This window comes from Paenibacillus soyae, assembly GCF_024623455.1.
GTDB lineage: Bacteria > Bacillota > Bacilli > Paenibacillales > Paenibacillaceae > Pristimantibacillus > Pristimantibacillus soyae.
Genome location: NZ_JANIPJ010000001.1, coordinates 377,730 through 390,754, shown reverse-complemented (window position 1 = coordinate 390,754; position 13,025 = coordinate 377,730). Strand labels below are relative to the sequence as shown.

The 13,025-nt window shown below is 56.5% G+C and carries 5 protein-coding genes and 1 pseudogene; 1 reads left to right on the top strand and 5 read right to left on the bottom strand.

The window, feature by feature from the left end; translation table 11 throughout:
* Positions 1 to 60: 60 nt before the first annotated feature.
* The 3 genes and pseudogenes from NQZ67_RS01720 to NQZ67_RS01715 all read right to left on the bottom strand — a co-directional run bounded on the left by NQZ67_RS01720 (position 61) and on the right by NQZ67_RS01715 (position 2,877).
* Positions 61 to 699 (bottom strand): hypothetical protein, encoded by a 639-nt coding sequence (locus NQZ67_RS01720; protein ID WP_257442136.1) that lies wholly within the window; start codon positions 697 to 699, stop codon positions 61 to 63.
* Between the two features lie 165 nt (positions 700 to 864).
* Positions 865 to 1,032: pseudogene (locus tag NQZ67_RS30550) on the bottom strand (transposase family protein); the annotation flags it as partial.
* Positions 1,033 to 1,812: 780 nt separating this feature from the next.
* A complete protein-coding gene (locus tag NQZ67_RS01715; protein ID WP_257442130.1) occupies positions 1,813 to 2,877 on the bottom strand; it encodes a GerMN domain-containing protein in 1,065 nt (354 codons plus the stop codon).
* 128 nt (positions 2,878 to 3,005) lie between these two features.
* Here NQZ67_RS01715 and NQZ67_RS01710 point away from each other — a divergent pair, with 128 nt between their 5' ends.
* Positions 3,006 to 3,548 (top strand): phosphatidylglycerophosphatase A family protein, encoded by a 543-nt coding sequence (locus tag NQZ67_RS01710; RefSeq protein WP_257442128.1) that lies wholly within the window; start codon positions 3,006 to 3,008, stop codon positions 3,546 to 3,548.
* 58 nt (positions 3,549 to 3,606) lie between these two features.
* On the opposite strand, the gene glpX is transcribed toward NQZ67_RS01710, so the two are convergent.
* Complete coding sequence (glpX, locus tag NQZ67_RS01705; RefSeq protein WP_257442127.1) at positions 3,607 to 4,611, bottom strand: class II fructose-bisphosphatase; 1,005 nt, start codon at positions 4,609 to 4,611, stop codon at positions 3,607 to 3,609.
* Positions 4,612 to 4,885: 274 nt separating this feature from the next.
* A complete protein-coding gene (locus NQZ67_RS01700) occupies positions 4,886 to 12,943 on the bottom strand; it encodes a carbohydrate binding domain-containing protein (protein WP_257442126.1) in 8,058 nt (2,685 codons plus the stop codon).
* Positions 12,944 to 13,025 lie beyond the last annotated feature (82 nt).

The following is a 13,025-nucleotide window of genomic DNA, read 5'->3' as shown; positions in this document are numbered from 1 at the left end:
TTGAAGTTGTCTGTATCGTGCTATTCCCTTATTGGAGCGACCCACAGGAAGCACACTACTTCAACTGGCAAGCTTTAGGCTGGCTCCGCTCATAGTATTTACTCTATTGGAGAGCCCCACAGGAAGCGTTTCGAAAGTACATTGCAGCAAACGGTGAAAAGCTTCACCACTTTTCCCTGCAGCATAGTTCAGTCTGAAACACCCTTCATCCATATAGTGCTGCGCATACTTTAACCCGACCCCATGAAAGGTTTGATTCATCCATTGGAAGACGCCATCGACGATTCTGGATAACGGATACCGCGCGTCCCCTCCATTAAAAGGGACATGCTCCCAGCGGGTAGTCCCGTCTTGCTCCGTTACTGCCACGTATTCTTGTTTTCTGAATCGCTGAAAGCGAGGATTCATTTGGAGCTGCAATAGCTTCTGCTCGCAATGAACGCTCGTGAAATCACGTTGCTCGGCATCGGTTAACGCCACTCTTGCTTCTTTCTGGCGAGAGATAATCTTAATCTTATAATAATCGGAATCAGTAGTCCCGTGTTGCCGGGCAACAATGACGGAGCGTTCCTTCTTCAAACGCTTGTCCGTGAGTATTTCTTGCTTGCCAAAAATCTCATGCTTGGCCTCGACAAGCCCAGAGAGCAGATTGTACTTGTTGTCGGCGCATGAGATCGATAGACGAATGAGGTTGAGCATTCTCCATGCCGTCTTGTATGTGATCTGAAGCAGCTCGCTTAATTGAACTGCATTCACGCTGTTCGTATGATTCGACACCAAATAAATGGCTAATAGCCACTTCCGGAGCGGAGTTCTACTCTTATGCATAATAGTTCCAGAGGTTAACGATATTTGGGTAAGGCAATCCCGGCATTCATACAACGGCATTCTCCTCGTTGTTATGCGGCTAGCGGATCTTCCTCCGCAGTGAGGGCAAACAAATCCACTGGACCATCTCATCCGCTCAACGAACAAGATGCATGAGAGCTCGTCTGTATATGCTTCATTGAACTTTTCCACGACTTTCTCCATTAAATCGCCCCCACAAAAAAAAGAACATACGTTCGTATATCTATATTAGCATTTTTCCCATTCATTAGCAAGCCAATCCTATTAAAAAGTTGGACAAGGATCAAGGAAGCGATTGCGATTACGAAGGGATTGCGTTCCAGACAAGGGTAGAGCCAGCCTAGGATCACCATAGAGATAGGATCCGTTCAAACAGTTCTGCTGAGCTAGGGGGGGGGGAGCAATCGAGGGCACTCATTAAACGAATCCGTTTAATGATTCTACTGAGCTACGGGGAGAGCCGACCAAGGGACACAATCAAATGATTCCATAAAATGATTCTACTGAGCTGAAGGGAGAGCCAACCGAGGCATTAATTATGAAAGGGGATCCTTCGAAACGGTTCTACTGGTCTCAAGGGAAAGCCAGCTAAGGTCTAAGGGGCGCCCTTAAATAAACTCGTTTAAATGATTCAACTGAGCTCAGGGGAGAGCTAACCGAGGGCGCAAATTAAAATAGAAGTCCATCCAAAAACGGTTCTGTTGGTCCCAAGTGAGAGTTAGCTAAGGCACTCCATAGAAGGGATTCGTTAAATGATTCTACTGAGCTCAAGGGAGAACCAATTGAGGCGCACCCTGCTTAGTAAGGATACGTTCATAGCAATCTTCCGAGCCTAGGGGGGAGTTAAGCGCAGCGCAAACAAACCCGCCAATATAAATAAGAACGAACCGGGCAAGTGCCGGCTCGTTCTGATTGTCAAATATTCGATATTCGCTCATCGCGACGTTGACTACAACGCGCCTCTTACGATTCCAGTGCGTTCAGATGATGCGGCCTAGTTGCCGGCGCGCTTTCGCTGTATGTGTTGTTGGAATCGTCGACGAGGTTCGTTTCGCCGTTGATGCTGATTTGAACGGAAGTCGCGCCCGTATTTTCGGTCAGGGAGAGCACGATAGACTGAAGCATTTCCGTCGGAATCGGCTGACCCGATTCGTACGCTTCGTCCTTCAGATCGATTTTGACGAGACCGCCGTCCTGCATCTCCAAGTTCTCCACTTCGACGTTCGGCAGAATCACGCTGGATAGCGTCTTCGAATCAAGCGGTCCTTGGATCAGCTGCTCCATCGCGGCATGCTCCTTAGAATCGGAACGCTCGATCAAACGCGTGACCGGAACATAGTATTCCTCGTTGTTCATCGATTGAGCCGAGAAATAAAGGATGACCGAAGAGGAATTCGCCGGATTGACGCCTTCCGCCGTCTCGATGTTGATGCCGATTTTGCGAGTCAGCTCGCCTTGAATCGGGAATGCCGCGACAGGCATTTCGGTGAGAGGCTCTCCCTCAACAGAAAGCTCTACGCCTTCGATGCCTGGCATCGCTGTCAGCGTCCATGTTATGGATTCAACGATGTCGCGCTCGTCCTGCGAGTTGTACTCAAGGAAGGCGCCCGACAAATTAACCTTCGCGACCTTGCGTTCCTGGTCGTATTCGTATTTCAATACCTGCGTGCCTTGCGGGATCATTGCACGGAAATCTTCCGGAATAAGCGACGCGTAAGCCCCGTTGTCCACCATGATCTCCAGCGCCTTCTGCGCGGCGGTCTCGTTCTCGCCAAGCGTGAGCGGCACGGCGATCGGAGCGAGATAACCGTTCGAATCCTGCAGGTACACCGTCATTCTCGACGACTCTTCGCCTTCAGGCAGAGCCTGTCCGGTTGGATCGCTGTTCAGGTCGCCTGTTTCCTCTACTGGCGGCGGGTCGATCGATTTGCTGGTTTGCTGCGAGAACAGTCCGCATCCCGCGGTTATGACGGGCAGCGCGAGAAGCGCGACGTATGCGGAACGGCGAATCCATTTTTTTTGAATCATGACGATAATTCCTCCCCAATCGATTTTGGCCTGTCGGCTTTGTACAACTCCTCATTTGTAGTAATATGTATACGAGCCCTTCCCTGTTTTAGACCAGTTTTGTCCAAAAATCACGAGGGGGAAATCCTATGAGCAACATGCCCGAAAAATACAGCCTAAATAGCAGCAAGGTCGCTGCGGCTACAAAAGAATGGCTCGCCAAACGAGGCGTCACGAACGAAGCGATCGCGGAGCTGGTCCACTTCCTGCAGAAGGATTATTACCCGGACCTGACACCGGAGGAATGTGTCGTGCACGTGGAGGCCGTCTTGTCCAAGCGGGAGGTTCAGAACGCCGTACTGACGGGCATCCAGCTCGACATTTTGGCCGAGGAAGGCAAGCTTATGGCGCCGCTGCAGGACATGATCAAGCATGACGAGGGGTTATACGGCTGCGACGAAATTTTGGCGTTGTCCATCGTCAACGTATACGGAAGCATCGGCTTTACGAACTTTGGATATGTGGACAAGCTTAAGCCCGGCATTCTCGTTCATCTGAACGACAAAAACGACGGCGAGATTCATACGTTCCTTGACGATATCGTCGGCGCGATCGCCGCATCCGCGGCAAGCCGCATTGCGCATCGCAAGCAGGCGGAACGCGAAGGAGTTACGACGCCCCCGCTCGATTAACGGAACAACATGCAAGAAGCCTCACGGATAACGTCATATCCGTGAGGCTTCTTATTTTTTAGGCCGTTTGGTCCGCCGCGGCTCTTTCCTCCATCGCCGACTGGTGCAGAAGCGGCTTGTTTGGCAAATAATGAAGGGAGCGCACAAAGCGGATGGTTTTCGTCTTTGCCCGCATGACGATAGATTCCGTCTCGGCCCGCTCGTCCGGGAAATATCGGACTCCGCTTAGAAATTCTCCCGGCGTTACGCCTGTCGCGGCAAAAATGACATCCTCTGTTCCTACCATATCATCCATGGTCAGTACCCGGTATGGATCCTCGATCCCCATCTCCAAGCAGCGCGCGTATTCCGCCGCATCCGCCGGCATTAGCCTGCCCTGCAGCTCCCCGCCCAGGCACTTGAGCGCCGCGGCGGCCAGGACGCCTTCCGGAGCTCCTCCGGAGCCTACGTACAAGTCGATTCCGGCTTCGGGGAACGCTGGCGCCATCGCGCCGGCAACGTCACCGTCGGAGAGGAATTTGATCCGCACGCCAACCTTGCGGAGCGTCTTGATGATCGACTCGTGGCGGACACGGTCCAGAATCATTACGGTGAGATCGGACACTTTTTTGCCCAGGGCGTCCGCCGCTTTCGTCAGGGTCGTCTCGATCGGGTCGGTGATGGAGATTTTGCCGACGAGCGCTGGGCCGTAAGCCAGCTTCTCCATATACATGTCCGGTGCATGCAGCAGTTGGCCTTTGCCCGCTACCGCGATGACGGACAACGCGTTGTTCAGCCCCTTCGCGACGATCTCCGTTCCTTCCAGCGGATCAACCGCGACGTCGACCTCGGGCCCCTGCATGTCTCCGACCTGCTCGCCAATGTACAGCATAGGCGCTTCATCCATCTCGCCTTCCCCGATGACAACCGTGCCACGTATCGATACGGAATCAAACATCGCCCGCATGGCCGATGTCGCCGCCCCGTCGGCGCTGTTCTTGTCCCCGCGTCCCATCCATGGCGCCGATGCAAGCGCCGCAAGCTCCGTCACGCGCACAATTTCGAGTGCAAGCTCTCTCTCCATTTTATCCACCCTTTCGAATCGTGGTCTTCTCTATTGATGTGTATTATTGTATTTAATATGTATCATATATTTAATTGTGACGCAATAATTAATGGAGGAGAAGCAAAAGAAATAGGCATCAATATATCCGCACCCTCTTCTTCTCCTCGTCTATACCAGCACAAAAAAGGCGGTGCAAGGGAAATAGTCCTCGCATCGCCTCTTTATTATGACATCATATATCGACTCTAGATCAATGGTACGCTATAGATGAATAGGGAAGCAGAGCGGAAGGTCATAGTTCGTGATCCGATTCGAAACTCGAACCGGATTCCGCCCCTTGATCACTCTCGCTTCCTCCTTCGACTTGGGTGCCGTAAATCTCGAACTCCCACAAGGAGTAGCCGTAAGGCGTTCCGCGTACCGTTCCCACAATGCGAACATGCCGCGCTTCCTGGCCGCCGAGCACAATCGTATCCAATCCGCCGTTACCGTTCGCTTCGGCGAAGACATCGGTCCAATCGCTCTCGCCCGGCACCTCCTCGGTCGAAATTTGCAGCTTGAAGCTTTTGCCGTAGGCGCCTTCCCAGTTCAGAATCACTTCCTCCAGTGTATAGACGCCTCCTAGATCAACGGAGAGCCACTGCGGATCGGAGAAGTTAGACTCCCATCTCGTCCCGCCGTTCCCGTCGAAGGCAAGACCGGCCGTTCCGCTGGAGGCGGCCGCAACGCGGCCTTGCGCGACATTGTCCGCGGCGGTCTTCACCTGCTGAGAAACTTCGCTGATTCCGTAGCCTGCGGCCTCGATCGCGATTTCATACGTTCCTTTGACCGGAAACAGACCGGCTGACAGCGTCAGAGCTCCTTCGCTCCAGGCGTACATCTCTTCGCTCGCTGTCACTCCATTGACCTTCACCGCTTGAACGGCGGAACGCCAAACAGCGGAATCCGGGAAGGTTACCGTGATCGCCTCGCCTACTTTGTTGCCGCTGTCGTCCGCTGACAAGGCTGGAGGGGTGAACACCTCACGCACCATCACGTTATCGATATAAATCGTATGCTCGGCATCCGGCGTCTTGAGCTCGCCGTTCACCACGTTGCCGAGAAGAAACCGAAGCACGAGAGGAACTTGGCCTCCAGGGCGAAGCACGGTTTTGTGAACGCCCGCGCTATCCCCAGTCAAGTTAAATAAGACGGACTGATTGTTGTTATAGCCTCCAAGCTCCACCGCGACGGGACGGTCCGCCGTGCTCCACGCATTGAAGCTGAGCTCGTACGTTTTGCCGCCTTCCAGCTGAATGCCCGACTGGAAAAACTGCGTGGACCAGCCGATCGGAATATTCCATTCCGGATGCAAGCCTCCGTGCCAATGGATGACCGCCTTGGCAGCGCCGTTCTCGACCGTCACCGTCGAGTCGCCGCCCTCGCCTTCCCAACGCTCCCAGCTAGCAAGCCCCTGGTTCATGCCGCCGTTCAGCACCAAATTGCCGTCTCCGGCGAGCATAAGCTGGCGCACCGTCACGTCCGCGTAGCCGGCCGCCTGCACCTTAATAACGTAGCTGCCTTCTTCCGCGAACGCCGCGGCGTCAATGACGACCGCCTCGCCAGTCATCTCGTATGCGCCTTCTTCGAGCGCGTTACCGTTCACGCTAACGCTCGTTACGGCAGCGACCCAGTCGTCGCTTCCGGAATGCTTAAGCGTAACGTCTTCACCTACCCTATTATCCTCGTCGTCCGTCATCATCGTCGGCGGACGAAGCACCGGCGGATATTGGACGTTCAGCTCTACATTGTCGATGATGATATCATGCGCGACGGCCGTGCTCTGAGCTGTTTTGCCAATCATGAATTTCAATGCCGTCAGCTCGTCTATCGGCATGCCGAACGTGAACGAATAACGCTTGGTTTCCGGCGAGACCGCAAGGGAGCCGGAGAAAAATCTCCGCGTGTAGGCCCCGTTCTCGATTGACACTTCGATATCCCGGGCGACGCTCGAGGAGACATCGAACGAAAGCTCATACGTAAGACCGCCGGTCAGCTGGAGGTTCGACTGATTCAGCATAACGTTCCAGCCCGCCGAGCCCACATTCGTCACATGAACCTTCGCCGCTCCATTCTCGGAGCCGAATACGGCGTTGCCTCCCTGCGTGAAAGGCTCCCAGCCGTTCAGGGCAAAGTGGAAGTCGCCGTTCCGAAGCGGATACAGATCGACTCCGGAGTAATCGACGTTCCGGTTCGACGTTCGGATCAGCTCCACGTTATCGAGCTGTACGTCGCCGGAATGCCCGCCAAACAGGAATTGCAGCTGTGACTCAGCATCGGTAACGCCGGTTGGCATCTCAAACGTAAAGGTATAGCGTTCCCGCTCCCCGTCAAGCTCCGCTTCGAACGGTCCCGCATATATGGTCGCGCCGTTTTTGCTTGCCAGACGTACTTCAACAGGCATGCCGTCGGCGCTCCGCGCGTCGAAGCTCAAACGGTAAGAATCGCTCTGAAGCAGCTGCACCCCCTTCTGCGTCAGCATGACGTCGCTCGCGCCAGCTCCGCCGTTCGTTACGTCCACGGCGAGCCAGCGATCCCCTGGATCAACCGACGCATCCGCCGCTCCCGCTCCCGATTCGGTCACGCCCCAGTACTTCATGCGGTCCATCGCGCCGAGATCGAATGTGCCGTTATAGATATGATTGCCGCCAGCTAGCGGCGTCTTCGGGTCATCCGGCGAGCTGAGCATGTCGACCGTCTCGACTCTCACGTTGCCGATCCACACGTCGCTCGTGTTCTGTCCCATATTGAATTCGAGGCGCGCCAGCGGATTGGTGTCGCCCGTCATCTGGAAGCGGTACTCGTAATGGCCGACCGACTCCTTGAGTCCTACGTCGAAATTGTCGGAGTAAATCGCCCAATTGCTGCTGGCGTCCCCGCCGAATTTGACGCTCATATTCCGCTTAGTCTCGGCTTTCGCGTCGAACGAAAGCTTGTAGTAGTGGCCTTTGGTCAGCGTCAAATATTGAATCAGCTGCAGCGCGTAATTCGCGTTGCCGCCGGCCTCGAGCTCAAACCTCGCCATGTCGGTGCCGTCGACCGTCTCGACCGTTGCCGCGCCGGAACCGCCGAATTCATTATCGTGCAGGAAGTTCCAGTACGTCAGATCCATCTCGGGATCAGCGGTCGTTACATCGTTAATGCCTTCTTCGAACGAAACGTCGTAAATCAGATTGCCGTTCACCGGTTCTTTGCCGTTCGCAGGGAACTCTTCTTTGACGAGCGCCGGTTCGACCGGCTCCTTGTACTCCCTTCCCGTCAGTTCGTAGACGCGCACGTAATCGACTTCCATCGTCGCGGGAATGGCTCCAGCCTCCGGCGTCCGGCCGCCATCGTAATTGCCGCCGACCGCAAGGTTCATGATGATATAGAACGGCTTGTCGAACGGAGCCGGGTACGCGTATTTGTCCGGCTGCCCCGCCCCCCAGCTGTGCCAATCGTTAAGCGTCTGGAACAGCTGTCCGTCCACGTACCATCTCAGCTCTCCCGGCTCCCACTCCAGAGAATACGTGTGATAGCCCGTAAAATCCTGGCCTTCGGGGAATTGATATTTCGAGCCGGTCGCTTTGTTGTTCGGGGCGTTCTTGCCGAAATGGATCGTGCCGTCTACTTCAAGCGGAAGCCGTCCGCGCGCCTCCATAATATCGATCTCGCCGGATGAAGCCCAGCCGCCGTATTCCGAATCCTTCGGCATAAGCCAGAACGCCGGCCATAGCCCGGTGCCTTCCGGCAGCTTCATCCTCGCTTCGAACTTCCCGTAAGCTTTGGCGAATGTCGGCGACGTCCACAGCCTGCCCGACGTGTACGACTTGCCGCCCATGCTCTCGTTCTTCGCTTCAATCCGAAGCTTGCCGTCATCGACGGCAATATTGTCCTTCGTATAATACTGCAGCTCGTTGTTGCCCCAGCTGTCGAGTCCAAATTCGCTGCCCGTGCCTTGCTGGTACGCCCACTTGTCGAGATCAACGCCGTTCGCGTCGAGATTATCGCCCGAGCCGTCGAACTCGTCGTTCCAGACGAGCGTCCACTCGGATTCGCTGAGCACCTCTTGCGTCACATACGCCGGCTCGAAGCCCGTTGCCCGAATGACGATGTCATACGTCCCCGCAGCCGCAAAAACAGAAGAGTCAATCGTCAGCTTACCGCTCGACGCCTCATACGCTCCCGCATCAAGCAGGGCTTCGCCTACGTACACCTTCGTGATGGCGGATTGCCATCCCGCGTTCGGCGCGAAGGTGAGCTCGAGAGGCTGGCCGAGAATGTTGCCCGAAGCGTCCGGCGAGACGGCCGGCGGAGCCGCGAGTCCAATATCATGGCCGCTTCTTGCCTTCTCGCCTGTCGCTTCCCGCGCGCCCTTCAGCTCGAAGCGGACGTTATCAATGAAAATATCGTGGGCTGACGTTCCTTCTTCAGGCATTTTGCCGAGCAGGAACTTGAGTGCGGCCGTATCGTCATTCATCATCTTGAACTCGAAGCTATACGACCGCGTATAATCCTCGACCTGGATTCTTTTGTCCAGATAGCGGAAAAACGTGCCGTTCTCCACGGACAAATCGATTGACCGCGGTGTCGTCGCTCTCGCGGCGAACGAAACGGTATACGTATTGCCTTTCTTAAGCTCTACGGCATCCTGGAATAGGACGACATCCCATGGATTCACGCCCGGATGCTCGACAGACGCCTTCGCTCCTCCTCCCGCGGCTGCAAAGCTTGCGCTGGAAGGCGTGTCATCGTGGTCTCCCTGCACATGGGTCGACCAGCCGCTCATGCCGTCGTCGAAATAGCCGTTCTCGGCAAGGAAGGCTGTTGCCCGCGCATCCTTGACCTCGACCCTGACATTGTCGACGGTGACCGTATGAGCGCCGAGCTCCGCGGCATTCTCCAGCTTGCCGAGCAGCAGCTTGAACGATGCCGTAACGTCCGCGTTCACGGGCAGCTCGTAGCTGAACGTCTGCCAGCCCGTCGTAAGCGCTTCCCGCTCGGACAGCAACCGATTATTGGGGATATCAATGACGATTTCCGTCTCGCGAGGAACGGAGGACTTCGCGTCTAGCGTAACCGTATAGGTCTGGCCCTTCTTCAGAGCGAAATCAGTCTGCATCAGCATGACATCCCAAGCGTTGTTGCCGACACTCGAGATCGTACCGACCATCGCTTCGTCCTGAACGGCGAATCTTGTGACCTGATCCCAATTGTCGTACCGTCCCTGGACATGCTCGCTCCATTCCGTCATGCCGTTCGAGAAATCGCCGTTTTGGAGCGGGAATTGATCGGCAAGAGGCAGGTCCCCGACATTGTTGTCCGTCAAGCGCGTCAAGACGATATCGTCCAGATACACGTCTCCGGCAACCCCGCCGAGAAGGAATGCGAGCTGGCTCGATGCGCCCTGCCCTCCTTCAATCCAGAAGGTGAGCTCATGCTCCTCCATCTCGGTGCCCAGAGTGACCGATTTCGAAGCCCCATATGCCGAGCCATTCGGCTTCCGTAATCCCGCGGCGATCATTCTGGATTGCTCTGCTTTGGCGCTGAACGTCAGCTTATACTCGTTACCGTCGATCAGCGTTAATCCCTTCTGCACGAGAACGATATCTTCCGCATTCGCCCCAGGCGCCGTGACCTGCACTTCCAGCTCTCTCGCTTCCGGGCCGACAGAGGCGTCCGCCGCCGCCGCGCCGGTTTCGATAAGCTGCCAGTACGTCATCCGGTCCATGCGCCCAAGGTCGAAGCTTCCATTATAGATATGGTTGCCGTTATCGAGCGGCTCCTTAACGGCATTCTCCGAATACGGATCCGGCGCCGTCGTCTCCTCCAGCCGGACGTTGCCGATCCATACCGGCGCCGTGCTTAGTCCCATATTGAACTCAAGCCGGGCAAGCGTATCGGTGTCGTTCGTCATCTGGAAGGTCATGGCGTAGCTTTGCACCGTGCCCGCCAATCTTGCTTCCAAGCTGTCGGAATAAACGGACCAGCCTCTGCTTTCACCGCCGCCCAGCTTGACGGTCATCGTTCGGTTCGCGTCCGATTTGGCATCGAAGCTTAGTTTATACCATCTGCCTTTGCCCAGCGTCACGTTCTGGATCAGCTGAACGGCATGCGCCGCGTTGCCCCCGGACGTAATCGAAGCTTTGGCGAACCGCTCTCCGTCCAGCGTCTCCACGCTTGCAGAGCCTGCTCCGGCGAACGTGTCCACATGCACAAAGTTCCAATATTCCGGATCAAGAGCTTGCCCGGCAGCCGAGACGTCCGTGAAACCCTCCTCGTAATTCGCATCGTAGACAAAATTCCCGTCAACGGGTTCTTTATAGTCGGATGGGTACGGCTCCGCCTCCACCGCAGGTTCCGCCGGCGTCCGGTACGGCTGGCCGTCCAGCTCATACACGCGGACGTAGTCCACCTGCATCTGTGCCGGCATCAGGTCAGACGGCGGTTTTCTCCCGCCGTCGTAGTTGCCGCCGACCGCCAGGTTCAGAATCATATAGAAGGGTTTGTCGAACGGCGCGGGATATGCGTATTTCGCCGGCTGCCCGGCTCCCCAGCTGTCCCAATTGTTGACCGTCTGGTAGAGTTCGCCGTCGACGTACCATCTCAGCTCGCCCGGCTCCCATTCCAGTCCGTATACATGGAAGCCGGTTATATCGTCATTGCCTTCAAAATGATATTCGTCGCCCGTCGATTTGTTATTCGGCCAGTTGCGGCCGAAATGGATCGTGCCGCCAACTTCCTTCGGCAGCCGGCCTCTCGCCTCCATAATGTCGATCTCGCCGGATGCGGCCCAGGCTCCATACTCGCTATCCTCCGGCATCATCCAGAACGCCGGCCACAAGCCTTCGCCGGCCGGGAGCTTCATTCTCGCCTCGAATTTGCCGTAGGTTTGCGTGAAGGTCGGCTCCGTGAACAACCGGCCGGACGTGTACGGCTTGCCTTGGTGCGTCTCTTCTTTCGCGGTAATCGTCAGCAGCCCGCCTGCGACGGCGATATTCTCGGCGCGGTAATACTGCTCCTCGTTGTTGCCCCAGCCGTCAAGGCCATACTGCGAGCCCGTGCCAAGCTGATAATCCCACTTATCCAGGTTGACGCCGTTATCGTCCAAATTCTCGCCTTCGCCGTCGAATTCATCGTTCCAGACCAGCTTCCAGCCCTCGTCCCTTGGCAAATCCGTCGGGGACGGGCTAACCGTCGGGGATGGCGACGGCGTGCTGACCGGTCCGCCGACAGCCGGGGACGGGCTTGGAGTCGGCTTAATGACCTCGATCCCTTCATCGCCCTTCAACTCCCCGATCTTGCCTTTCGACTGCAGCTTGCTGCCTTCCGCGCCCGGCTGGAACGCAAGCCGGCCAACCGAGGCGCCTTCCTCTACCTCGATGACGGCCTCGTTCTCCACGCTCATCTCCTCTACTTCCGTATCGCCTTCAAGAACGACGCGAACCGGTCCTTCCAGCCTGTCCACGACCACCATCCCGACGTTCGAATCCTCGATATGGACGCTGTTCGCGCCTCCGCCGCCTACATGCAGGACGCCTTCGATGTCCGCGCCGGAGATCGTGACGTCTCCGTCGCCGATTCCCGCGGTCAAATAGACGTTGCCCTCCACCTTGGCGCCCGCAAGAGTGATCCCTTCGGCGTTCACGACGATATGGCCGTCCGTAACCCGATCTTCGTAAATACCCGCCTTCTGCACGACCTCTCCCGACAACGCCCCGAGCATGGCAACCGCTTCGGCGCGCGTCACGCTGCGGCCCGGCCTTGACGTGCCGTCCGGATAGCCCTTCAGCACGCCGTCATCCGTCAGCTTGGCGAACGCAGCCGCCGCGTAATCGCCGACGTCCTCTCCATCCGCGTAAGCCAATAGCGTCTCCTCCGCTTCCGCTCCCGACGGAAGAGGCAGCTTGAATGCCGCGGCCGCTATTTTCGCGGCGTCCTGTCTGCTCACGGGATCATCCGGCTTGAAGCTGCCGTCCGGATAGCCCGCAATGATGCCAGCGGCGGCGGCCTTGGCAATATCCGCGGCAAACCATTCCTCGCCGGTCACGTCGGTGAAGCCCGCTTCCGCGCTTGCGCCGTAACGGAAAACGCCGCCGAGAAGCTTGGCGAACTGCGCCCTCGTCACCGGAGCATCCGGCCGGAGCGAGCCGTCCGGATAACCCGTCATTAGCCCCTGATCCACCCATGCCTTCATATCCGAAAATCCCCAATGCGCCTCCTCCATGCCACGAGCCGGCTTGGCTTCCGCCCCGTATGCCCAGCCCGTCGGCAGCATAGCGGCCAGCATCGACGTCACGAGAAGCATGGAGAGTCCTTTTCTCCTCCGCATTCCAATAAACCCCTTTCGAGATGTAATCGTTTTCATTCGCATAAGAAAAGCGGCCCGCCGCTAAGAGTCCAGTGTTGAAACT